This window comes from Crassaminicella thermophila, assembly GCF_008152325.1.
Taxonomy (GTDB): Bacteria; Bacillota; Clostridia; order Peptostreptococcales; family Thermotaleaceae; genus Crassaminicella_A; species Crassaminicella_A thermophila.
Window position 1 is genome coordinate 183,689 of the sequence record NZ_CP042243.1, and the last position, 22,834, is coordinate 206,522.

The 22,834-nt window shown below is 32.0% G+C and carries 24 protein-coding genes, 1 tRNA gene and 1 rRNA gene; 18 read left to right on the top strand and 8 right to left on the bottom strand.

The window, feature by feature from the left end; genetic code table 11:
• Positions 1-22: 22 nt before the first annotated feature.
• The 6 genes from folE to FQB35_RS00845 form a co-directional block, all read right to left on the bottom strand.
• Positions 23-583, bottom strand: a complete 561-nt coding sequence (folE, locus tag FQB35_RS00820; RefSeq protein WP_148808104.1) for a GTP cyclohydrolase I FolE — start codon at positions 581-583, stop codon at positions 23-25.
• Positions 584-608: 25 nt separating this feature from the next.
• Positions 609-1,424, bottom strand: a complete 816-nt coding sequence (locus FQB35_RS00825) for an aminotransferase class IV (protein WP_148808105.1) — start codon at positions 1,422-1,424, stop codon at positions 609-611.
• A 17-nt stretch (positions 1,425-1,441) separates the two neighbouring features.
• Positions 1,442-2,812, bottom strand: coding sequence for an aminodeoxychorismate synthase component I (gene pabB, locus FQB35_RS00830; protein WP_148808106.1), 1,371 nt, complete (start codon positions 2,810-2,812; stop codon positions 1,442-1,444).
• Entirely contained in the window at positions 2,802-3,401 is a 600-nt protein-coding gene (locus FQB35_RS00835; RefSeq protein ID WP_148808107.1) for an anthranilate synthase component II, read from the bottom strand. Before FQB35_RS00835 ends, pabB begins: the two co-directional genes overlap by 11 nt.
• A 33-nt stretch (positions 3,402-3,434) precedes the next feature.
• Complete coding sequence (locus tag FQB35_RS00840) at positions 3,435-3,914, bottom strand: HD domain-containing protein (protein ID WP_148808108.1); 480 nt, start codon at positions 3,912-3,914, stop codon at positions 3,435-3,437.
• A gap of 405 nt (positions 3,915-4,319) precedes the next feature.
• Positions 4,320-4,487 (bottom strand): aspartyl-phosphate phosphatase Spo0E family protein, encoded by a 168-nt coding sequence (locus tag FQB35_RS00845; protein WP_148808109.1) that lies wholly within the window; start codon positions 4,485-4,487, stop codon positions 4,320-4,322.
• Between the two features lie 197 nt (positions 4,488-4,684).
• On the opposite strand from FQB35_RS00845, the gene FQB35_RS00850 reads away from it, so the two are divergent.
• The 8 genes from FQB35_RS00850 to FQB35_RS00880 all read left to right on the top strand — a co-directional run bounded on the left by FQB35_RS00850 (position 4,685) and on the right by FQB35_RS00880 (position 11,212).
• Positions 4,685-5,842, top strand: a complete 1,158-nt coding sequence (locus FQB35_RS00850; RefSeq protein ID WP_148808110.1) for a THUMP domain-containing class I SAM-dependent RNA methyltransferase — start codon at positions 4,685-4,687, stop codon at positions 5,840-5,842.
• Between the two features lie 121 nt (positions 5,843-5,963).
• Complete coding sequence (locus FQB35_RS15700) at positions 5,964-6,125, top strand: hypothetical protein (protein WP_168198200.1); 162 nt, start codon at positions 5,964-5,966, stop codon at positions 6,123-6,125.
• Positions 6,126-6,148: 23 nt separating this feature from the next.
• On the top strand, positions 6,149-6,901 hold the full coding sequence (truA, locus tag FQB35_RS00855; protein ID WP_148808111.1) for a tRNA pseudouridine(38-40) synthase TruA: 753 nt from the start codon (positions 6,149-6,151) through the stop codon (positions 6,899-6,901).
• Between the two features lie 26 nt (positions 6,902-6,927).
• Complete coding sequence (locus tag FQB35_RS00860; RefSeq protein WP_148810716.1) at positions 6,928-7,971, top strand: ABC transporter substrate-binding protein; 1,044 nt, start codon at positions 6,928-6,930, stop codon at positions 7,969-7,971.
• Positions 7,972-8,102: 131 nt separating this feature from the next.
• Positions 8,103-8,660, top strand: a complete 558-nt coding sequence (locus FQB35_RS00865) for a biotin transporter BioY (protein ID WP_148808112.1) — start codon at positions 8,103-8,105, stop codon at positions 8,658-8,660.
• A 22-nt stretch (positions 8,661-8,682) separates the two neighbouring features.
• The gene (gene bioB, locus FQB35_RS00870; protein ID WP_148808113.1) at positions 8,683-9,660 is read left to right on the top strand and encodes a biotin synthase BioB; all 978 of its coding nucleotides are present in this window, start codon (positions 8,683-8,685) and stop codon (positions 9,658-9,660) included.
• A 159-nt stretch (positions 9,661-9,819) separates the two neighbouring features.
• Positions 9,820-10,278, top strand: coding sequence for a hypothetical protein (locus tag FQB35_RS00875; protein WP_148808114.1), 459 nt, complete (start codon positions 9,820-9,822; stop codon positions 10,276-10,278).
• A gap of 19 nt (positions 10,279-10,297) precedes the next feature.
• On the top strand, positions 10,298-11,212 hold the full coding sequence (locus tag FQB35_RS00880) for a sensor histidine kinase (RefSeq protein WP_148808115.1): 915 nt from the start codon (positions 10,298-10,300) through the stop codon (positions 11,210-11,212).
• A gap of 16 nt (positions 11,213-11,228) precedes the next feature.
• Here FQB35_RS00880 and FQB35_RS00885 read toward each other — a convergent pair whose 3' ends face one another.
• Positions 11,229-12,071 (bottom strand): hypothetical protein, encoded by an 843-nt coding sequence (locus FQB35_RS00885; protein ID WP_148808116.1) that lies wholly within the window; start codon positions 12,069-12,071, stop codon positions 11,229-11,231.
• Between the two features lie 197 nt (positions 12,072-12,268).
• Here FQB35_RS00885 and FQB35_RS00890 point away from each other — a divergent pair, with 197 nt between their 5' ends.
• From FQB35_RS00890 to FQB35_RS00920, 7 genes are all read left to right on the top strand, one after another.
• Positions 12,269-13,741 carry a putative glycoside hydrolase gene (locus tag FQB35_RS00890; protein ID WP_148808117.1) on the top strand — a complete coding sequence of 491 codons (1,473 nt, stop codon included), beginning with the start codon at positions 12,269-12,271 and terminating at the stop codon, positions 13,739-13,741.
• Between the two features lie 102 nt (positions 13,742-13,843).
• The gene (gene pyrE, locus FQB35_RS00895; RefSeq protein WP_269902696.1) at positions 13,844-14,479 is read left to right on the top strand and encodes an orotate phosphoribosyltransferase; all 636 of its coding nucleotides are present in this window, start codon (positions 13,844-13,846) and stop codon (positions 14,477-14,479) included.
• Positions 14,480-14,704: 225 nt separating this feature from the next.
• Positions 14,705-16,831 (top strand): ribonucleoside triphosphate reductase, encoded by a 2,127-nt coding sequence (locus FQB35_RS00900; protein ID WP_148808118.1) that lies wholly within the window; start codon positions 14,705-14,707, stop codon positions 16,829-16,831.
• Between the two features lie 65 nt (positions 16,832-16,896).
• Positions 16,897-17,583 carry an anaerobic ribonucleoside-triphosphate reductase activating protein gene (locus FQB35_RS00905; protein ID WP_148808119.1) on the top strand — a complete coding sequence of 229 codons (687 nt, stop codon included), beginning with the start codon at positions 16,897-16,899 and terminating at the stop codon, positions 17,581-17,583.
• A 200-nt stretch (positions 17,584-17,783) separates the two neighbouring features.
• The gene (locus FQB35_RS00910; protein WP_148808120.1) at positions 17,784-18,125 is read left to right on the top strand and encodes an ArsR/SmtB family transcription factor; all 342 of its coding nucleotides are present in this window, start codon (positions 17,784-17,786) and stop codon (positions 18,123-18,125) included.
• The gene (gene arsB / locus FQB35_RS00915) at positions 18,122-19,183 is read left to right on the top strand and encodes an ACR3 family arsenite efflux transporter (RefSeq protein ID WP_148808121.1); all 1,062 of its coding nucleotides are present in this window, start codon (positions 18,122-18,124) and stop codon (positions 19,181-19,183) included. Before FQB35_RS00910 ends, arsB begins: the two co-directional genes overlap by 4 nt.
• Before the next feature lie 36 nt (positions 19,184-19,219).
• Positions 19,220-19,933 carry a metallophosphoesterase family protein gene (locus FQB35_RS00920; protein WP_148808122.1) on the top strand — a complete coding sequence of 238 codons (714 nt, stop codon included), beginning with the start codon at positions 19,220-19,222 and terminating at the stop codon, positions 19,931-19,933.
• A 42-nt stretch (positions 19,934-19,975) separates the two neighbouring features.
• Here FQB35_RS00920 and cobO read toward each other — a convergent pair whose 3' ends face one another.
• Positions 19,976-20,494: a cob(I)yrinic acid a,c-diamide adenosyltransferase gene (cobO, locus tag FQB35_RS00925; protein ID WP_148808123.1), complete on the bottom strand. Its 519-nt coding sequence runs from the start codon at positions 20,492-20,494 to the stop codon at positions 19,976-19,978.
• A 108-nt stretch (positions 20,495-20,602) separates the two neighbouring features.
• On the opposite strand from cobO, the gene FQB35_RS15705 reads away from it, so the two are divergent.
• The 3 genes from FQB35_RS15705 (at position 20,603) to FQB35_RS00935 (ending at position 22,805) form a co-directional block, all read left to right on the top strand.
• Entirely contained in the window at positions 20,603-20,776 is a 174-nt protein-coding gene (locus FQB35_RS15705; protein ID WP_168198201.1) for a hypothetical protein, read from the top strand.
• A 368-nt stretch (positions 20,777-21,144) separates the two neighbouring features.
• Positions 21,145-22,676 (top strand): 16S ribosomal RNA (locus tag FQB35_RS00930).
• A gap of 53 nt (positions 22,677-22,729) precedes the next feature.
• Positions 22,730-22,805, top strand: a tRNA-Ala gene (locus FQB35_RS00935).
• The last annotated feature ends 29 nt before the right edge of the window (positions 22,806-22,834 follow it).

Below are 22,834 nucleotides of genomic sequence, written 5' to 3' on the forward strand. Positions count from 1 at the left end.
AATAATTTCCCCCTGAAAATTACTAGAATTTAATGAGTGCCATTGCTTCTGATCTTGCTTTTGCATCTCTTTCAAATAATCCTCGTACAGCAGAGGTGATAGTCTTTGAACCTGGTTTTTTTACACCTCTCATCGTCATGCACATATGTTCTGCTTCTACTACGACTATGACACCATAAGGATCAAGTTTTTCAACTAATGCTTCTGCAATAGATGAAGTAAGTCTTTCTTGAAGCTGAGGTCTTTTGGCAACAGTTTCTACTACTCTTGCTAGTTTGCTTAGCCCTGTAAGTCTTCCATTTTTAGGAAGATACCCTACATGAGCTTTTCCAAAGAATGGAACAAAATGGTGTTCGCACATTGAGTAAAAAGGAATGTCTTTAACTAAAACTAATTCTTCGTGTTTTTCTTCTTGGAAAAATATTTCTAAGTGTTTTTTTGGATCTTCATTGAGTCCTGAAAAAATTTCTTCATACATTTTTGCAATTCTTTTAGGAGTATCTTTTAAGCCTTCACGGTTTGGATCTTCACCAATGGCTTCTAATATTTCTCTTATGGCTTTTTCTATTCTTGCTTTGTCCATTTGGATTCCTCTTTTCTTTTGAATTTTATTGATGATAGTATAAATTATAAAAACTTTTTTGCAATAATTTTGTCACATAGTTTTTACTTAAATCAAATACTTTATTCTCAAGTTGTGATACAGGCATAATATCCATTAAAGAATTTGTTAAAAAGATTTCATCTGCATTAAAAAGATCTGCCTTATTAAATGTACCAATCTTTAGGTTTAAATTCAGCTTATATATTAGATCAATGATCTTATTTCTCATAATTCCTGGCAAAATACCACACTCAGTAGCAGGTGTATATAGTATATTGTTTTTTATAAAGAATATATTGGTATAGGTGCCTTCACTGATTTTATTTAATACATTTAGAAAAATTGCTTCATCATATCCATTTTCTTTGGCTTTTTGCTTTTCAAGTATATTTTCTAGATAATTGTTTGATTTTATATAAGTTAACTTTGAATAAGGATTTTTTTTTGTATCTGCAAAGCATATATGAAAGCCTTTTTTATATTTTTCTTCTGTATATATATTTTCTCTAGTAAAGAGTAATAAATTATATTGATCTTTGTTTTTTGCATAAAGAATTTTCAATGCACCAAATACCATACTATTGGAATTTATTAAGTTATAGCAATATTTTTGTATTTTCTTTAAATCATAGTCTAGCTTAATGTTTAGTTCTTTGCAACCTTTTTTCAATCTTTCTAAATGTTCATCTATAAAAAAAATTTTACCACAATGAATTTTTAAGGTTTCAAATATTCCATATCCATATAAAAATGCTTCACTTTCTGGGGAAATACAAGTTTCTTTTGATTTTATTAACGTTCCATTAAATGAAATACACATAGAATCACTTCCATTTATTAGCTTTCTAATGCTTTTATGAGTGCTTTTGCTTTGTGAAGGGTTTCTTCATATTCTAGCTCTGCATCTGAGTCCCAAACAATACCCCCACCTACTTGGAAGTAGGCTTTTTGATTTTTACACAAAATGGTGCGAATGACAATGTTTAAATCTGTATCTCCATTAAAGCCTATATAGCCGATAGAACCAGTATAGATGTTTCTTTGGGTTGGTTCTAGTTCATCAATTATTTCCATAGATCGTATTTTAGGAGCTCCAGTGATTGATCCGCCTGGGAAGGTTGCTTTGATGCAGTCTATTACATCGCAATCATCCTTCATTTTTCCTATAATTGTAGAAACCAGATGGTATACGGTTGCATATTCTTCTAAATGGAATAGTTCTGTAACTTCTACTGTACCAGTTTTTGAAACCTTGCCTAGATCGTTTCTTTCTAAGTCTACAATCATTAAAAGCTCTGCTTTATCCTTTTCACTTGAAAGTAGTTCTTCTCTATTTTTTATATCCTCTGTAGGTGTTTTTCCTCTAGGGCGAGTTCCTTTAATAGGTCTTGTTTCAATTATTCTATTTTTTATTTGAATAAATCTTTCTGGAGAACTGCTTACAATTTGTCCTTCTCCAAAATCAATATAGCTTGCAAAGGGTGCAGGATTTATTTCCCTAAGCTTTGCATAAAGCTCAAATGGTGTAATCTGAAGATCGCACTCAAATCGTTGAGTCATATTTGCTTGATAGATATCTCCTGCTTTTATATAGCTTTTTATTTTATTGATTGCTTTTATATAATCTTCTTTTTTAAAATTTGATTTTAAGTTTATAGGTTTATTGTTTTTTGGAATTTTAATATTTACACCTTTTTCTTCTCCAGCTTTAATAGTATTTATTATTTTTTGGATAGTTTCTTCTTCTGGAGATTTTATGCCTAAGGCGGAAGCAAATACTTCTTCTTTTTGGTGATCAATGATTATGATACCGTCATAGAGGCCGATATAACAATCAGGTATATTTACATCATCTACTGCATGTCTAGGTAATTTTTCTATATGATGGCATAAATCATAGCCTAAGTATCCAACAGCACCACCGATGAAAGGAAGGTCTGTTTTATAATCCATCTTGTAGGAAGATAATATTTCCCTTAATTTTTCTAAGGGATCTCCATTAAGAACTGTGGTTTTACCATTTTCACAAATATCTATTTTATTATTTTTGCTTTTGAATATTAAAAAAGGATTAGATCCTATAAAGGAATATTTTCCAAGTTTATTCGGGTCCATGCCGCTGTCTAAAAAGAAGCTATAAGGTTCATTTTTAAAAAGTGTATATAACTCAAAGCTATTTAGAGATGTATTTATCTTTTTAATCAACATTTTTACACCTACTTGTCCATTTTTTTGCTTCAATTAAGAAGTTTTCTAAAATTTCCATTCCTTTTTCTGTTAATATTGCTTCTGGATGGAATTGAACCCCTTCTATTAGGTATTCTTTATGCTTAATGCCCATGATTTCTCCTTGAAAAGTTTTTGCTGTTATTTCAAAACAATCAGGTAAAGATTCTTTTTCTACGACAAGAGAGTGATACCTTGTTACTTTTAAAGGATTTGGAAGATCTTTAAAAACTCCTTTATTTTCATGTTTTATAGGATGTACTTTTCCATGAACTGGTTCTTTTGCTTTTATTATGTTTCCGCCAAATACTTGTCCAATGGTCTGATGTCCAAGGCATATTCCAAGAATAGGAATTTTTCCTTTAAAAGTGGTTACTACATCTTTGCAGATCCCTGCTTCATTAGGAGTACAAGGCCCAGGAGATAAAACAATCATATAAGGATTTAACTTTTCTATTTTTTCTAAAGTTATGCAGTCATTTCTATATACCAATACATCTTCACTTAAACATTCTAGATATTGTACTAGATTGTAAGTAAAGGAGTCATAATTATCGATCATTAAAATCAAAAAAAACACTCCTTCCTGTGCCAGATCGTTTATTTAATAATCAATCTTAGGATTACCTCCATTTAAAAAGCGTTTACATTGATTTATTACAAGACACTCACTACAAGGACGAGAAATCTTATCGCTTTTATAAAGTATTTTGTCTAAAGGAGGATTTTGCTTGTTATATTTGCGGTGATTTCTTATGGCACTATATATAAGATCTTTTTCTTCTTTAATATACCCACTTTCTTTTAGTATTTCAGATGCAAGGTCTGCACTTGCACTAGCATGATCTATTCCTTGAAGATATTCTTTCCACCTGCCTATATCATGAAGAAGGGCAGCTGCATAAATGACTTCTTTTTTTATAGAAAGATTTTCTTCTAATGCTAGTATATATGAAACTCTAGCAACATCAATTGCATGACGAAGATCATGGTGGCAGAATATACGATTTTTTTCTGCTTGTGCATTTCGGTTTAAGTAATCAATATACTTGGGATTATGAAGTATTTTATTTACTCTTTCCATCAAAATTCTCCCTTTATTTTATATAAAAATAAATATAAAGATAAACAATTCTATAATGAAATCCGAGATTTCCGTTGCTAAAAAAAACTTAGTTTGAACGAATGTGAGTTTTGAAGGTTTAGTATTCTTTCATGTAATGAAGTTTAGTTTTTTCAAAAGTTATCTGGAATGAACGTTTTTTTATTTTTCTTCTTAAAATTGTTTATCTATATTAAAATTATAAATACTTATCGTCTTTTTTTCGTCAACGATTTATTTATTTTATTATATAGGCTGCATGTGATTCTATCAACATAGGAAATACTGTATAAGGAAAGAGAGATTGATAAAAAATATGAGAAAAGAATTTGATTTATTTGAATAATTTAAGAGGTGTTAGGTCGGAATGTAAGAATTTTGATTAGTTTATTTTTTTTCTTTTTGTATTTTATAGTATTCATTGAGAAGAATATCAAGCATTTGGCTGATTTTTATTATCTCAGGATTTAAATTATCATTTTTTTCATCAATCAATTTGTGAAGTTTTTTTCTTAATCTTTGTATTTTTAGGTTTATTTCATGTATGTTATCCATACGATGATCCCCCCTTTACGGTGCCTAAAAGATGGCAAGACTAAAAATTAAGAATAGTAAGAAATGTTATACACTAATATATACCCAGAAAATGTTTTTGTAAACTAATATAAAAAGAACAAGGGCAGTATGAATATTTTTGTTTATGTTATAATAAGACCAGTCGAAAACAGAAAGATAAGTATAGGAGAGATATTATGGGAAAAATTCAGTTGATAGCAACAGCTACTTTTGGATTAGAAGAAATGGTGAAGCTGGAAGTAAAAAAACTTGGATATGAACAGATGGTAGTTGAAAACGGAAAAGTTACTTTTACAGCAAATGAAAGTGATATTCCTAAGGCTAATTTATGGCTTAGAACTGCTGATAGAGTATTACTAAAAATGGGAGAATTTAAGGCCTTAACCTTTGAAGAATTGTTTCAGCAAACGAAGGCTTTGCCATGGGAGGAGTGGATTCCTGAGAATGGAAAGTTCCCTGTTACAGGAAAGTCTGTAAAATCACAATTATTTAGTGTTTCTGATTGTCAAGCAATTGTAAAAAAGGCAATAGTGGAAAGATTAAAGGAAACTTATGGAATAGAATGGTTTAAAGAAGATGGAGCAGAATATCCAGTAGAAGTGGCACTTCTTAAGGATATAGTTACACTTACAATAGATACGAGTGGTGCAGGATTGCATAAAAGAGGGTATCGTGCAAAAGCAAACGAGGCTCCGCTTAAGGAAACATTGGCAGCAGCAATGGTTTTACTTAGCAGATGGAAAGAAGATAGAGTATTGATTGATCCATTTTGCGGTTCAGGAACTATAGCAATAGAAGCAGCTATGATTGGGAAAAATATTGCACCAGGATTGCAGAGAGAATTCGTTTCAGAAAAATGGGATGCAATCCCTAAAGAGGCATGGAAAAATGCTAGAGTAGAAGCCTTAAAAGCCATTAGACAAGATGTAGACATAAAAATATTTGCTTCTGATATAGATGAAAGGGCTGTCAAGATTGCTGAGGATAATGCTTATGAAGCAGGAGTAGACGATTGTATTACTTTTTCTGTACAGGATATGGGATTTATAGAATCTGATGCAGAATATGGATATATCATATGCAATCCTCCATATGGAGAAAGATTAGGAGAGAAAAGAGAAGTTCAAAAGTTGTATAAAAGAATGGGGCAGGTGTTTGGGAAGTTTGATACTTGGTCTAAATACATTATTACTTCAGATGAAGAATTTGAAAAATTTTATGGAAAAAAAGCAAGTAAAAAAAGAAAGCTATTTAATGGAAGGATTAAAGTAGATTATTATCAATTCTTTGGTCCAAAACCACCTAAAGATATGCTGGGAGGTTACAGAAAATAAAAAAAACAGATTATCTGCTGTTTTTGCAGATGATCTGTTTTTTTATAAAGGAAAATGACAGAAAATATAGAATATAAAAAGTATACAAGTATTGTTGTAGACATTATAGGGGGGATATCTAATGATAAATTTTATTAAGAAGAACTTGAAAATGAATTTTCTTTTGATAGGAGGATTTATTGGATTTTTTCTTACATTGTTTTCTAATTTTGTGGTAGGCTATATTATTGGAGGGGCTATTGGTTATGCTATTGGAAATGAGATAGAGAAAAGATATATGTAGAGGAAGGAGTGGTAAATTTTAATATGAGAAATATTAAGCTTACCATAGAGTATGACGGAAGTAAGTATAATGGATGGCAGAGGCTAGGAAATACAGAGAATACGATTCAGTTTAAAATAGAAAGCGTACTTTCTCGTATGACAGGTGAAAATATAGAGGTTATTGCTTCAGGAAGAACAGATGCAGGTGTCCATGCATTAAATCAAGTTGTAAATTTTAAAACAAATAAAATATTGAGTAGCGAATATATAAGGGATTATTGCAATAAGTATCTACCTAAAGATATTGTAATAAAAGATGCAGAAGAAGTAGATGATAGATTTCATGCTAGATATAATGCAAAGAGCAAAAAATATTTATACCGAATATGGACAGGAGAGATTCCAACGGCTTTTCATAGAAAATATACTTATTATATTCCACATTACTTAGACATAGAAGCTATGAAAAAGGCAAGTTCTTATTTTATAGGGAAACATGATTTTAAAGCTTTTTCTTCTGTGAAATCAAAGAAAAAATCAACTATAAGGGAAATATACGAAATTAATATAAAAGAAGAAGGAAAAGAAATACAAATGATGTTTCATGGAAACGGCTTTTTATATAATATGGTTCGTATTATGGTTGGAACGCTTATTGAGGTTGGAGAAGGAAAGAGACGTCCTGAAGAGATAGAAGAAATTATAAATACGAAGGTTCGACAAAACGCAGGCCCTACTGCACCAGCTCAAGGATTATTTTTATATCAAGTATATTACGAAGGTTTGCAGGTTTAAAACTGCAAATGTATGTGGTGATAAAATTGAGAAAAATTGCCTTTATACTTATTGTTTTTATGATTATTACTTATCTTTTTGGGTGTGGAATAGGGAAGGAAAGATATTATAACAAACTCAATGTGTATAACTGGGGTGAATATATAGATCCTAGTGTATTGGATGATTTTGAAAAAGAATATGGGATAAAAATCAATTATGAAACCTTTGCTACTAATGAGGAAATGCTTGCGAAGATACAAGCAGGAGGAACTGATTATGATGTTATTTTTCCGTCTGAATATATGGTAGAGGTTATGATAAAAGAAGGATTGCTACAGGAATTAGACTTTGATAACCTATCTAATTTTAAAAATATAGGAGAAGAATTCAAAGACTTTCCTTATGATCCTGGTAACAAATATTCTGTTCCTTATTTTTGGGGAACTATGGGTATTGTATATAATACAAAGAAGGTTCATGAAGAAGTTGATAGTTGGGATGCTCTTTGGGATGAAAATTACAAAGGGGATATTGTAATGCTTGATAGTGTGAGAGATACAGTAGGTGTTGCCTTGAAAAGATTAGGATACTCCTTAAACACAAAAAATATTAATGAATTAGAAGAAGCAAAAGAATCTTTAATTGAGCAGAAACCTTTAGTAAAGGCATATGAAGCAGATGCTTATAAGGATATGATGGCTTCAGGAGAAGCAGCAATGTCTTTAGCTTGGTCAGGAGATGCTATGATGCTTGTTAATGAAAATCCTGATTTAAAGTATGTCATTCCAAAGGAAGGAACAAACCTTTGGTTTGATACAATGGCAGTTCCTATTACAAGTAAACATAAAAGAGAAGCTGAATTGTTTATAAATTATATGATGCGGCCTGAAGTTGCTGCAAAATGTACAGAATTTGTAATGTATGCTACATCAAATGTGGAAGCAATGAAGTTATTGCCAAAGGAATTTATAGAAAATGAATTGGCTTATCCAAAGGGAAATATAATTGAAAAAGGAGAAGTATTTGTAGATTTAGGAGAATTTACAAAAGAATATAATCGTGTTTGGGCTGAAATAAAAGCTTATTAAGAGGAAATACCCTAGAAGTAGGGTATTTTTTTATATGTTAACCAAATGTTAACATAAAAGATTGATAAGGTTGACAAAAGATATACCCTAATATATTATAATTGTAAAAATAAATAAAAGGAGAGAAAAAAATGAAATTTAAAACAAGGGATATGATATTAGTTGCAATGTTTGCAGCCCTTACGGCTATTGGTGCTTTTATAAAAATACCAACACCGATTGTACCAGTTACGTTGCAATATTTATTCTGTGCTTTTTCAGGAGTGCTTTTAGGAGCTCGATTAGGACTTTGTTCTCAACTTTTATATGTAGGAATTGGACTTAGTGGTATTCCTATTTTTACAAAGGGTGGAGGAATTTCATATGTGTATCAGCCAACCTTTGGATACTTAATCGGATTTATAATTTGTGCTTATGTGATAGGAAAATTTACTGAAAAATTAAAAGAAGTAAATTTTAAAAGTGTATTTTTTCCTGTGATTTTAGGGCTTATATCTGTATATAGTGTAGGTGTTCCTTATTTATATATGGTAATTCGCTACCATATTGGAAAGCCAATTACTTTTATGACAGCCTTAAAGCTTGGATTTTTTCCATTTATTATACAGGATATTCTTTGGAGTGTTTTAATTTCATATATAGCAATTAAAGTAGTTCCATCTCTTCGAAAAGCAGGGTATAATCAGTAAAAGAATTTTAGGAGATGAAAAAATGAAAAAACTTATAGAAGAAGTTAAAAAAAGGATTATCGATGGTGGAGAAATAACTTATGAAGAAGCATTAAAATTTATGGGTATTTCTGAAAAAGATGAAGAAATGCTGAAATTTCTTTTTGATGCGGCAAATATTATTAGAGAAAAGTTTGTAGGAAACAAAGCTGATTTATGTACTATAATGAATGCAAAGAGTGGAAGGTGTTCAGAGAATTGTAAGTATTGTGCCCAATCTGCCCATCATAAAACTGGTGTTGAGGAATATGACTTATTAGATTATGATAAAATTTTAAAAAGAGCTTTAGAGATGGAAAGAGATGGCGCTCACCGTTTTTCTCTTGTTACTAGTGGAAGAGGAATAGATGAGCAGGACTTTGAAAAATTACTTAATATTTATAAAAGATTAAGTATGGATACAAATTTAAAAATATGTGCTTCTCATGGAATAATATCCTACGAACAAGCTGTAAGATTAAAAGAAGCAGGGGTTTGCATGTATCATCATAATGTAGAAACTAGTGAGAGGTTTTATGAAAGCATATGTAGTACGCATAATTATCAAGACCGAATTGATACTATAAAAAATGTAAAAAAAGCAGGACTTGATTTATGCTGTGGAGGAATCATAGGATTAGGAGAAAATATAGAAGATCGTGTAAAGATGGCATTTGAAATTAAAGGTTTAGGAATAAAATCTATACCTATAAATATTTTAAATCCTATAAAGGGAACACCCCTAGAAAATCAGGAGAAAGTATCTGCATTAGAAGCATTAAAGACTATGGCTGTATATCGACTGATTATACCAGATGGCTATATTCGTTATGCTGGAGGAAGAATTGCCCTAGGAGAAATGCAGAATATTGGCTTTAAAGCAGGTGTGAATGCAGCTTTAGTAGGAAATTATTTAACTACTATAGGGAATAAAATAGTAGAAGATGTAAAAATGATAAAAGGGGAAGGCTTTGAAGTATAAAAAGCACTACGCTTAACTTAGCGTAGTGCTTTTTAGCATAACTTTGCTAAAAGTATAGCAAAGTTTTAAGATTGTTGAAGGAAAAATGATTGGATTGTTGAATAATAAACTATGTAAAAATTTTTTTATGTATTAGAAAAATGAAAAAAGGAGCCGTATATGGACTATTTGATACATTTTTTTTCTGCATGGATAAGCTTTATAGGGCCTATGAGTGTTTTAAATATAAAAACAACCTATAAGCAGCAGTTTTTATATACATTTATTTTAGGAAGTGTAGCAATTATTTCAAGAAGTTTGTATCAATGGATACAGATGCCTTTTGGAGTACATACCATTATATACATAGTGACAGCTGTTTTTCTAATGAAAAAAATTATAAAATCATTAAGTTTGGTCAAAACTATTTTGATTGTTTGGGTAAGTATTTTAATTATTATTATAACGGAAATCATTGTGACCTTTCCTCTACAGGTTTATTTTGGAATATCATTAACTAATGCTGAATCAAATCCTGTACTTGTTTTTTTACTTGGGGGAATAGGATCAAATATAGGATTAATCTTTATGTGGCTCATTGGTAAATATGTAAGGAAAAATAAAAAAGTAATTTCCTAAGTAAAAGGAAGTGAAACATATGCCAAAAAAATTTTATGATAGAATGTTTAAAGAGAAAAGAGAAATTTTTACTATTTTTTTCTTAGTTCAAGTGACTATATTAATAGGAATTACTGTTTATTGGATTGGGAATAAATACGGGATATTGGATAAATATTATGCATCTTATGTGTTTGAAAACATACTTTTAGTGGTATTGTTTTTAAATGGTATCTTAGGAATTGTAACATTATACATGTTAAAGGAATTTTTGTTGTTGACTGAAAAGGAAAAGGAGCTTGAAATACAAAAATTTAAACTAGAACAAATGGAAGATACTAATCTTTTGTTGCATGGGCAGAGGCATGATTTTTTAAACAATATTCAAGTTATTGCAGGTATGCTTTATCTAGGAAATATAGAAAAGGCTAAAGAATATATTAAGGGTTTCACTAAGGGGATGGTCGTAGATAACAAAGACCTTAATATTCTTGAAGAAGTAAAATGTCCTCATCTTCATACCTTATTCTTAAATAAATTATACAAATGCAAAGAATTAGGTATTGAAATTCATTATGACTTAGAAAAAGAGATCAATTTAGAGAACTACGATGCAATAGATTTAGTGAGAATATTAGGAAATCTTTTAGATAATGCTATTTATGCAGTTAAGTCTCTTGATAAAGAACGAAGAAAAATAAATGTGTCTATATTTGAAGATATGGGAGAATTAGTATTTGAAGTATATCAAATGGCACCGATTATTCCAAAAGAAATAAAAGAAAAGATTTTTAAGAGAGGATTTACAACAAAGAAAAATGAAGGAACAGGAATGGGGTTATACAATGTAAAAAATATTGTACAGAAATATGAAGGAGATATAACCTTAATAAGTGAAGAAGGTTTTGGGACAAGTTTTACTGTAAAGCTGCCTATTCCTACAGGAGTAAAATAAGATATATAAAAAAGTTTTAGGGAGTGTTTTTTAATTTTAAAATATAAGCTTTAGAGAGTAATTGTATATCACATAGATCAACTGTTTTTTGGTCTTTGGCCATTATATATAAAAAGAAGGTTCCTTTAAAAGCATCTATGTATTTTACATAGATACGACCTTTTAAAGAGATGAGAGGGTATTCATACCCTTTATAAAAATTTTTATGGGGTTTACCGTACTGTATATAACCTGTGTTTTTAATAGAACTTTTTTTATGAATAGGGGCATTACTTTTTATTATTGCATCTATTTTTGTCCATCCATTCATTCCAATATATGTTTGATTATATGCTATCTTTTGTACTGTTGTTTCGAAGAAAACCTTATCTTTTGGACAGCCGACAGAAGGAAGTACTAGGTGGGTTTGATCAAACATGGGTACTTTTTTTATTTCTTCTATATTTATATTTCCTTTCTTATCAAAGCCGTATGGTCTATCTGAGTCATTGCAAAAAACTGCATATCCACCATAAAAGGAAGCATAATAGGGAGAAGCATGATTATAGAAATTAGAACTTCCCTTAAAAAAATCGAATGCTCCAAAGGAATATAAGATGTATAAGGATACGTCTTTTTTTATGTATTGAGAAAAATATTTGCTGGCATCATAATGAAGCATAAGGGGATACCAATCTTTTTTTCTTGTTTTAAGACCACCAGGAATATAAAAGTTTATCCCTTTTTTATGAAGTGTGTTTTGAGTTTTATCATATAGATACATGAATGCATAACTTTTTAGACTATCCCAAAAGGTAAAATCTAGTACATTACATAGGATGATAAATGACAAAAAACATATAAATATTATTTTTTTCATAAGCAACTCCTAAGTTATCTGGAATGAACGTGTCTTTATATTTCGTTTTTAAGTTGGTTATTTATAGAATATGCTATAAAAATATAAATATTTAATTTTTTACTAAAGATATAGTAAAAATTTCATAAAAATAAGTTCTATAAGTTTTTTGTCATATCATGGTATAATAGAGGAAAATAAAAGAGTGAGGTGTCTAAATGAACAGAAATAAGTTTTTTTTAGTCGTGGCAATTGTTGCATTAATTATGATGCTTAGCGGGTGTGGGGCACCCACGTCAAAGGCAGATGGCACAACTACTGATGAAGTTTACAAAGATGAAAATAAGGACATAAGTGAAGAGGAAACTGCATCAAAAGAAGATACTATTGAAGAAAAGAATATTGTCTATATTAGTGCCAGTAAATTAAATGTTCGAAAAGAAGCTCAAAAAGATGCTCAAATTTTAGAGAGCTTTATGAAGGGGACTGCTGTTGAAGTAGTTGAAGAAAAAACTAATGAACAAAATGAGCTTTGGTATAAAATTAATTTTGATACAATTGATGGAAAAAAGACAGGATGGATTTTATCTACTTATACGGTAAAAGATCGTATAGAATTGTTGAGTGAAGACTTAAGGGTTTTAGATTTTTCTCCACAAAAAAAGATAAAAGAATATCCTAATAATAAAAGAGTAAAAGTAAAAGGTGTATATGTTACAGAACATTCTTTTATAGGAGAAGGATTTGAGAGACTTTTAAATCTTGCTAAAGAGAGTGAAATAAATGCATTTGTTATAGATGTAAAAGATGATGATGGAATTTTATTATTTCCAAGTGAAGCTGCTGAGAAGTATTCTAAAGAAGCAAATGAAAGAGCAAGATGCAGCATAGAAAAGTTCAATGAAAGAATGAAAATATTAAAAGAAAATGGAATATATACAATAGCAAGAATCGTTACATTTAAAGATCCTATGTACACAAAAGCACACCCAGATAGAGCAATACTTGATAGAAGAACAGGAAAAACATTTGTAAGTAGAGATAAGTTAAGATGGGCTTCTCCCCACGATCGAGAACTTTGGGAGTATGATATAGCAGTTGCCAAAGAAGCTGCAAAACTAGGCTTTAATGAAATACAATTTGATTATGTACGTTTCCCTGCTTCAAATGGGAATAAGCTTGATAAGGTTTTAGATTATAGAAATAACTATGGTGATTTAAGTAAGGCGCAAACAATTCAGAATTTCTTAAAACAAGCTTATAGGGAACTTTCTAAAGAAGAAGTTTATATTAGTGCGGATATATTTGGATTAGTAGGATCTGTTGCAGATGATATGGGGCTAGGCCAGTATTGGGAAGCTATAAGTAATGTGGTAGATTATGTTTGTCCTATGATGTATCCAAGTCATTATGCAAATGGAACTTATGGTATTTCTATACCAGATGCATATCCTTATGAAACGATATATTATGGAGTCAAAGATGCATTGGCTAGAAATAAAAATATACAAACGCCTGCTATAATCCGTCCATGGATTCAAGATTTTACTGCTAGTTGGGTAAAAGGACATATTAGATATGGATCAAAACAAGTAAAGGATCAAATCAAAGCATTAAAGGAAAATGGAATTGAAGAGTTTTTATTATGGAATGCAGGAAATAAATACTCACAAGAGGCACTTATGAAATAATAGACAGTATATCAGATTGACAATAAAAAAGTAGCATGATAAGATTAATAAGATAAATACCTTTAAAAGAAGTCCAGTGAGGCTAACAAGGGAGGAATAAAAATGAATATGAGTCAAGAAATTGCTAAAAAGCTTTTAGAAATTGGTGCAGTAGATATAAGAAGTATGAATGATTTATTTACTTGGGCATCAGGAATTAAATCTCCAATATATTGTGATAATCGTCTTACAATGAGTTATCCAGAGATTAGAGACATGATTGCACAAGGATTTGAAAGCATCATTAGAGAAAATTTTTCTGAAGCAGAAGTTTTAGTAGGAACAGCTACAGCTGGGATTCCTCATGCTGCATGGGTATCTCAGAAAATGAATTTGCCTATGGCGTATGTAAGAAGTTCAGCAAAGGGTCATGGAAAAGGAAATCAAATTGAGGGGCTTATAAGAAAAGGGCAAAAGGTTGTAGTTATTGAAGATTTATTATCCACAGGTGGAAGTTCTATGAAGGCAGTAGACGCCCTTAAAGAAGCAGGTGCAGATGTTTTAGGGGTTGTAGCAATATTTACCTATGGATTTGATCAAGTAGATCAACTTTTTGATGAAAAAGGTATTCCTTATAAGACATTAACAAATTATGGAGTTCTTCTTCCTATTGCCGTTAAAATGGGATATATAAAAGCGGAAGATAAGTCGATTTTGGAAAAATGGAGTAAAGACCCTTATATATTTACGAAAAAGTAGCAGGATATGCAAATGCATATCCTTTTATGTTTTGGGAAATAATGGATAAATATCAATAGAAATATAAAACTAAGAACTTAAGAGCATAATAGAGAATTTATGCTAAAAGAGAGCAAAATTTGTAAGAATTAGTCCCATAGGATTATTGTCATAAGAGAGGACAATGATGCATAATATACAATATGTAGTGCTCGAAGGAAAAAGAAACACAATAGGAGGGGTAGGATGTCAGTCACAAAGGTTCAAAAGAGAAACGGAGAAATTGTCGATTTTGACAGTAGTAAAATTAAACTAGCTATCTTTGCTGCAGCAAAATCTGTAGGTGGAAAAGATGAAATGGTTGCTGCTAGACTTGCAAAGATTGTAGTTGAAATTATAAATGAAACATATGGAGCTAGTATACCGTCTGTAGAGGATGTTCAAGATATAGTAGAAAAAGTATTAATTGAAGAAGGACATGCTAAAACAGCAAAGGCATACATTCTTTATAGAAAAAGACATGAAGAAATAAGAGAAGTGAAAAACTTATTTATGGATGCAGAAAGAATGATTGAAGAATATGTCAATCTAGAGGATTGGCGTGTAAATGAAAATGCTAACATGGGATTTTCGTTACAAGGATTAAACAATCATATTGTTGAAAGTATTACAAAAAAATACTGGTTAAATAAAATCTATAGAAAAGAATTAAGAGAAGCACATATTCGAGGAGATTTACATATTCACGATTTAGGACTATTAGCACCTTATTGTTGTGGATGGGATTTAGAAGCTTTTTTAAGATATGGATTTAAAGGAGCAAAAGGAAAAATTGAATCTAAGCCTCCAAGGCATTTAGAATCTGCTTTAGGTCAACTTGTAAACTTACTTTATACACTACAAGGGGAATCAGCAGGGGCACAAGCTGTATCTAGTATTGATACATATTTAGCACCTTTTATCTATTATGATAATTTATCTTATGAGCAAGTAAAAAAAGCTATTCAAAGATTTGTATTCAACTTAAATGTGCCTACAAGAGTAGGTTTTCAAACACCTTTTACCAATGTTACTTTAGATATTACACCGCATCCATTACTTAAAAATCAGCCTGTAATAATAGGCGGTGAAAGAATGGATAAAACCTATAAAGAATTCCAAAAGGAAATGGATGTGTTTAATAAAGCTTTTTGTGAGGTAATGATGGAAGGGGATGGAGCAGGTAGAGCATTTAGCTTTCCAATTCCTACAGTAAACATTACACCAGATTTTCCTTGGGATTCTGAGCCTGTAAATGCTATTATGGAAATGACGAGAAAATTTGGAACACCTTATTTTGCAAATTTCTTAAATTCAGATTTATCACCTGAAGATGTTCGATCTATGTGCTGTCGTTTGAGACTTGATAATAGAGAGTTAAGAAGAAGAGGTGGAGGATTATTTGGTGCAAATCCATTGACTGGGTCTATTAATGTTGTTACATTGAATATGGCAAGAATAGGTTATTTATCAAAATCTATAGAAGAGTTCAAAAAAAGAGTAAGAGAATTGATGGAAATTGCAAAGGAAATTTGTGAAAATAAAAGAGATGTACTTGAAAAGTATATGGATGCAGGATTATATCCTTACTCTAGATTCTATCTTCAAGGGGTTAAGGATAGTACTGGGGAATATTTTAAAAATCATTTTTCAACCATTGGTTTAAATGGTATGAATGAAGCTTGTATAAATCTATTAGGTGTAGATATTACAACAGAAGAAGGAAATGAATTTGCAGTTGAAATTATGGAATTTATGAATCGTGTTATACAGATATTCCAAGAAGAAACAGGAAGCTTATGGAATTTAGAGGCATCTCCTGCAGAAGGAGCAAGTTATAGATTTGCAAGACTTGATAAAAAAATGTATCCAAATATTTTTACACAGGGAAAAGATGAACCTTATTATACAAATTCTACACAACTTCCAGTAGGCTATACAAATGATATATTTGAAGCTGTCGAACTGCAAGAAAAATTACAGTCTTTATATACAGGAGGAACAGTTTTACACGGATTTATAGGAGAAGAAATTGATAGTATTGAAACTTGTAAAATCCTTCTGAAAAGAGTAATGGAAAACAGTAGTATACCTTATATTACTATTACCCCAACTTTTTCAATTTGTGGAGAGCATGGATATTTATCTGGTGAACATTTTGAATGTCCACATTGTGGAAAGGAAGCAGAAGTTTGGACACGAGTAGTAGGATTCCACAGACCTGTTCAGGCATGGAATAAAGGAAAACGCGAAGAATTTAAGGACAGAAAAGAATTTTCTCATATAGAAAGCCTAAAGCATAAACAATCTATTACAAATATAAAAATCGGCTAAAGGGTATGTAATACAATGATAGGCAAGGTTTCAACCTTGCCTAAATTAATTAGGGAGTGTTGTAAATGAATATCATAGGCCATCAGAAAAGTTCTTTTATAGATTATCCAGAAAAAATCTGTACAGTATATTTTGTAGCAGGGTGTAATTTTAGATGTCCTTATTGTCACAATAGTCATATTGTAAAAGAAGCAGGAAAATTTATAAGTGAAGAAGAAATTTTTTCGTTTTTAAACAAAAGGAAGAAGTTTATAGATGCTGTATGTATTTCTGGTGGAGAACCTACTCTTTATGAAGAGCTATATGGTTTTATAAAAAAAATAAAAATGGAAGGTTTTTTGGTTAAACTAGATACGAATGGAACAAACCCTAAAATTTTGGAGAAATTACTTAAAGAAGGGTTAATAGATTATGTTGCGATGGATATAAAAGCACCATTTCATAAATATGAATTTGTGACAAAAGCAAAGATTGATATAGAAAATATAAAGATGAGTATTCATATTATTAAAAATGCAAATATAGATTATGAATTTAGAACAACGGTGTGTAAAGAATTATTGACGAAAGAAGATTTAATAGAAATAGCAACTTACTTAAAGGGTAGTAAAAGATACTCTATACAAAACTTTAGAGATGGAGAGACAGTTTTAGCAGGAAAAAATCAATTGCATTCATATGATTTGGAAACACTAGAAGAAATTAAAAAAGAAATAGAAGGGTATTTTGAGATTTTTAAAGTTAGAAAATAATAGAATAAAGATATGAAAATAAGCCTTGTATCGGTAACGAAATAGCGATATAAGGCTTATTTTATACATTATTAAAAAATACTGGTTGTATTTTAAATTCTATAAAAACAGTGAAAGCTTAACAACAAATTGACATATTTACATATATAAATATGTATAATATAATACAATAATAAAACATACATATAGGAGGTGATTATGTGAATGTATCGGCAGAAATATTTAAAGCTTTATCTGATGAAAATAGAATAACTATTCTTAAACTATTAACATGTGGAGAATTATGTGTTTGTGATATTTTAGAGAATTTGGATTTATCTCAGCCTACAGTATCCCATCATTTGAAAGTACTTCATCAAGCAGGCTTGATTCATGTTGATAAAAGAGGCAAATGGAAGTACTATTCAATAAACGATGAACAAATTATAGAAATTAAAGAATTCTTTCAATGGATTTTAAACAAAGATTTAGATATTGAAATAAAGTATAGTGATTCAGATTGTGATCAAACAAGAAAAAAAGTAAAGGAGTGTGGAGAATGAAAAATAAAGTAAACACAAAACAAGCACTAGGTTTCTTTGGAAATTATTTAACTATTTGGGTTGCTCTTTGTATTGTGGTAGGGATAATCATCGGTCAAGTATTCCCACAATTTCCAAAAACACTAAGCAAGTTTGAATATGCACAAGTTTCAATACCTGTTGCTATCCTTATATGGCTGATGATTTATCCAATGATGTTAAAGATTGATTTTTCAAGTATTGTTGAAGCTACAAAAAAACCAAAAGGTTTAACGGTTACTTGTGTTACAAATTGGTTGATAAAGCCTTTTACAATGTATTTTTTTGCATGGCTTTTTCTTAAAGTAATCTTCAAATCTTTTATACCTGCTGAGTTAAGTTCACAATATTTAGCTGGAGCAGTTTTGTTAGGGGCAGCTCCATGTACGGCAATGGTATTTGTTTGGAGCCATTTAACAGAAGGAGATCCAGCTTATACACTTGTACAGGTTGCTGTGAATGATTTAATATTATTAATAGGTTTTACGCCAATTGTTGCTATTTTATTAGGAGTAAGTGATGTAGTGGTTCCTTATGATACATTGTTTTTATCTGTTGTATTATTTGTTGTAATACCTTTATTAGGAGGATATATATCAAGAAAGTATATTATAAAGAATAAAGGAAAAGAATATTTTGAGAATATATTTTTAAAAAAATTTAATGGTATTACAGAAGTAGGACTTTTGCTTACATTAATTATTATATTCTCTTTCCAAGGAGAAGTGATTCTAAATAATCCTATACACATTGCTTTAATAGCGATTCCACTAATAATACAAACTTTCTTTATATTTATTTTAGCTTATGGGTGGGCAAAAGCATGGAAGCTTCCACATAATATAGCAGCACCAGGATCAATGATTGGAGCAAGTAATTTCTTTGAATTAGCAGTTGCTGTTGCAATATCACTATTTGGATTAAAATCAGGAGCAGCTTTAGCAACAGTAGTAGGTGTTTTGGTAGAAGTTCCTGTAATGCTAACCCTTGTTAAAATAGCAAATAATACAAGACATTGGTTTTTGGAAAAAGAAAAATAAATTAAGAAAAAATTTTGATGATAAGGAGATTAAATTATGAAAATAGCTATAATTACGGATATCCATTCTAATATATTTGCACTAGAAGCAGTTCTTAAAGATATAGAAAATAAAGGGATAGAGAATATATATTGCTTAGGGGATTTAGTAGGATACGGACCATTTCCAAATGAAGTAATAAACTTGATAAAAGATAAGAATATTCCTACTGTACAGGGAAACTATGATCAGAGTGTAGGAGAAGAATTATTTGCTTGTGGTTGTGACTATAAAGATAATAAAGCAATGGAATTAGGAGCAAAATCTTTGTATTGGTCACAAGAAAATACGATAGAAGAAAACAAGAGGTGGCTTAGAGAATTACCTAAAAAAATAGAGCTTGAAGTTGAAGGGCAAAAGGTATTGTTAGTGCATGGAAGCCCTAGAAAAAATAATGAATATCTCTATGAAAACTCAAAAGAATTAGAAGAAATTGCAGATATAATCCATGCAGATATTATGATTTGTGGGCATACGCATAAACCATTTCACAAGAAGGTAAAAGGTATTCACATGATTAATGCAGGAAGTGCAGGCAAACCAAAGCATGGAAATCCAAATGCTACTTATATGATAATAGATATAGATTCTAATGGTGTAAGAACGCAAATTGTTGAAGTAGCATATGATTATGAAAAAATGGCGAAAGCTATAGAAAATAGTGAAATTCCAAGTGAATTTGCTGAGAAAATAAGAAAGGGAATATCATAAAGGTAAAAGGTGAGGAAATTTTATTCTTCACCTTTTACTATTTTATTTATCAATTCCTTCTCGACTTAAGACACCTTGTGTATAGTAATGTTTTATTTCTTTCATTTCTGTAACTAAATGGGCTTTGTCGATAATTTCTTGAGGACAATATCTTCCTGTAATAATTAATTCTACATGGTCAGGTTTATCTTCTAATAATGATAATACATCTTGGGTGGAGAGAAGATTATAAAATATAGCTATGGTAATTTCATCTAGGATTACTATATCATATTTGTTACTTACTAAAATATTTCTTACCTTCTTTAGTGCTTCTTGTGCTGCTAAGATATCTTTTTTATCTGGATTTTTTGTTATAAAGCAGCCATGACCATATAATTTAATATCAATGGAATCTTTTAAAGATTTTAGTGCTTTTATTTCGCTATACTCCATAGACTTTACAAATTGAGCAATGAAGATTTTTTTTCCTGCACCAGCAGCTCTTAAAGCTAATCCTAGTGCTGCTGTTGTTTTTCCTTTTCCATTACCAGTATAGACATGAATATATCCTTTATCCATATGCTTCACCCCTTTAAATTGATTTTATAAATATGAAATTATATTATTGTTTATCTATATTATTATTTTATGATAGAATGATAGAAAAACATAGGAGGAAATAATATAATGCATCAATATAAAAAGGGCTTATATAAAAGAGATTTTGATTATGAAGAAGATGACTATGACCGATTAAGGAATATGGAAAAAGAAAATATATTTACGAACAAGGCAAAAATGAAAAAATTTGAATTTGATTATGAAGAAGATCCTTATGAACCAACGATAATGAAAGATTAGTTTTGTTCCTTTTAATAAAGTGGCAGGGGATATAGGAATGAAATAATGATAAACTATATGGAATAATTTACAACAAATAGTTTGGTTGACGGTACTTAGAATATGTGTTATATTATCTAATGTTCTCAAAAAAAGAGAGGAAGTTCAAAACTTTTTTGATTTCTTTATGAAAAACATATTGACAATACACATGAGATGTGATATAGTGTATTTTGTCACGCACGAAAAGTAAAAAATAAAAAGTGCTTGACAAAAACGACTAAAGATGATATACTGATTAAGTCGCTAAACGGCGATAAGGTGTTTGATCTTTGAAAACTATACAGTGTAAGAAATTAAGCCAGCAATAATTTTTAACCTCGAAAGTTTTATTTGAGAGTTTGATCCTGGCTCAGGATGAACGCTGGCGGCGTGCCTAACACATGCAAGTCGAGCGAAGCGAATACGACAGATTCTTCGGATGAAGTTGTACAAGCTTAGCGGCGGACGGGTGAGTAACGCGTAGGCAACCTGCCCTATACAGAGGGATAGCCTCGGGAAACCGGGATTAATACCTCATAAAACTCTAGTATCGCATGATACATGAGTCAAAGATTTATCGGTATAGGATGGGCCTGCGTCTGATTAGCTAGTTGGTGAGGTAAAGGCTCACCAAGGCGACGATCAGTAGCCGACCTGAGAGGGTGATCGGCCACACTGGAACTGAGACACGGTCCAGACTCCTACGGGAGGCAGCAGTGGGGGAATATTGCACAATGGGCGAAAAGCCTGATGCAGCAACGCCGCGTGAGCGATGAAGGCCTTCGGGTCGTAAAGCTCTGTCCTAAGGGAAGAAAACTGACGGTACCTTAGGAGGAAGCCCCGGCTAACTACGTGCCAGCAGCCGCGGTAATACGTAGGGGGCGAGCGTTATCCGGAATCACTGGGCGTAAAGGGTGCGTAGGCGGCCGATAAAGTCTGGGGTGAAAGGCTACGGCTCAACCGTAGTAAGCCTTGGAAACTTATTGGCTTGAGTGCAGGAGAGGAGAGTGGAATTCCTAGTGTAGCGGTGAAATGCGTAGATATTAGGGAGGAACACCAGTGGCGAAGGCGACTCTCTGGACTGTAACTGACGCTGAGGCACGAAAGCGTGGGGGAGCGAACAGGATTAGATACCCTGGTAGTCCACGCCGTAAACGATGAGTGCTAGGTGTCGGGGGTACCACCCTCGGTGCCGCAGCTAACGCATTAAGCACTCCGCCTGGGGAGTACGGTCGCAAGACTGAAACTCAAAAGGAATTGACGGGGACCCGCACAAGCAGCGGAGCATGTGGTTTAATTCGAAGCAACGCGAAGAACCTTACCAGGACTTGACATCCTCTGCATTACCAGTAACGTGGGAAATCCCTTCGGGGACAGAGAGACAGGTGGTGCATGGTTGTCGTCAGCTCGTGTCGTGAGATGTTGGGTTAAGTCCCGCAACGAGCGCAACCCTTGTCTTTAGTTGCCAGCATTTCGGATGGGCACTCTAGAGAGACTGCCGGGGACAACTCGGAGGAAGGTGGGGATGACGTCAAATCATCATGCCCCTTATGTTCTGGGCTACACACGTGCTACAATGGCTGGTACAACGGGAAGCGAAGGAGTAATCCGGAGCAAATCCTAAAAGCCAGTCTCAGTTCGGATTGTGGGCTGCAACTCGCCCACATGAAGCTGGAGTTGCTAGTAATCGTGGATCAGAATGCCGCGGTGAATGCGTTCCCGGGTCTTGTACACACCGCCCGTCACACCATGGGAGTTGGGGGCGCCCGAAGTCAGCTATCTAACCATTTGGAGGAAGCTGCCGAAGGTGAAACCAATGACTGGGGTGAAGTCGTAACAAGGTAGCCGTATCGGAAGGTGCGGCTGGATCACCTCCTTTCTAAGGAGAAAAGGCTTAACTTACACTGTTTAGTTTTTGAAGGATTAAGCTTGGGGGACGTAGCTCAGCTGGGAGAGCACCTGCCTTGCACGCAGGGGGTCAGGGGTTCGATCCCCCTCGTCTCCACCATTTAAATCTTTCATGTACCTTGAGAACTG

Coding starts and splice junctions, on each gene's coding strand:
- folE (WP_148808104.1), bottom strand. CDS start 583: ATGGACAAAGCAAGAATAGAAAAAGCCATAAGAGAAATATTAGAAGCC.
- FQB35_RS00880 (WP_148808115.1), top strand. CDS start 10,298: ATGCCAAAAAAATTTTATGATAGAATGTTTAAAGAGAAAAGAGAAATT.
- FQB35_RS00840 (WP_148808108.1), bottom strand. CDS start 3,914: ATGGAAAGAGTAAATAAAATACTTCATAATCCCAAGTATATTGATTAC.
- pyrE (WP_269902696.1), top strand. CDS start 13,844: ATGAATATGAGTCAAGAAATTGCTAAAAAGCTTTTAGAAATTGGTGCA.
- arsB (WP_148808121.1), top strand. CDS start 18,122: ATGAAAAATAAAGTAAACACAAAACAAGCACTAGGTTTCTTTGGAAAT.
- FQB35_RS00850 (WP_148808110.1), top strand. CDS start 4,685: ATGGGAAAAATTCAGTTGATAGCAACAGCTACTTTTGGATTAGAAGAA.
- FQB35_RS00885 (WP_148808116.1), bottom strand. CDS start 12,071: ATGAAAAAAATAATATTTATATGTTTTTTGTCATTTATCATCCTATGT.
- pabB (WP_148808106.1), bottom strand. CDS start 2,812: ATGTTGATTAAAAAGATAAATACATCTCTAAATAGCTTTGAGTTATAT.
- FQB35_RS00920 (WP_148808122.1), top strand. CDS start 19,220: ATGAAAATAGCTATAATTACGGATATCCATTCTAATATATTTGCACTA.
- FQB35_RS00890 (WP_148808117.1), top strand. CDS start 12,269: ATGAACAGAAATAAGTTTTTTTTAGTCGTGGCAATTGTTGCATTAATT.
- FQB35_RS00905 (WP_148808119.1), top strand. CDS start 16,897: ATGAATATCATAGGCCATCAGAAAAGTTCTTTTATAGATTATCCAGAA.
- FQB35_RS00875 (WP_148808114.1), top strand. CDS start 9,820: ATGGACTATTTGATACATTTTTTTTCTGCATGGATAAGCTTTATAGGG.
- FQB35_RS00900 (WP_148808118.1), top strand. CDS start 14,705: ATGTCAGTCACAAAGGTTCAAAAGAGAAACGGAGAAATTGTCGATTTT.
- FQB35_RS15705 (WP_168198201.1), top strand. CDS start 20,603: ATGCATCAATATAAAAAGGGCTTATATAAAAGAGATTTTGATTATGAA.
- cobO (WP_148808123.1), bottom strand. CDS start 20,494: ATGGATAAAGGATATATTCATGTCTATACTGGTAATGGAAAAGGAAAA.
- FQB35_RS15700 (WP_168198200.1), top strand. CDS start 5,964: ATGATAAATTTTATTAAGAAGAACTTGAAAATGAATTTTCTTTTGATA.
- truA (WP_148808111.1), top strand. CDS start 6,149: ATGAGAAATATTAAGCTTACCATAGAGTATGACGGAAGTAAGTATAAT.
- FQB35_RS00825 (WP_148808105.1), bottom strand. CDS start 1,424: ATGTGTATTTCATTTAATGGAACGTTAATAAAATCAAAAGAAACTTGT.
- FQB35_RS00865 (WP_148808112.1), top strand. CDS start 8,103: ATGAAATTTAAAACAAGGGATATGATATTAGTTGCAATGTTTGCAGCC.
- FQB35_RS00845 (WP_148808109.1), bottom strand. CDS start 4,487: ATGGATAACATACATGAAATAAACCTAAAAATACAAAGATTAAGAAAA.
- bioB (WP_148808113.1), top strand. CDS start 8,683: ATGAAAAAACTTATAGAAGAAGTTAAAAAAAGGATTATCGATGGTGGA.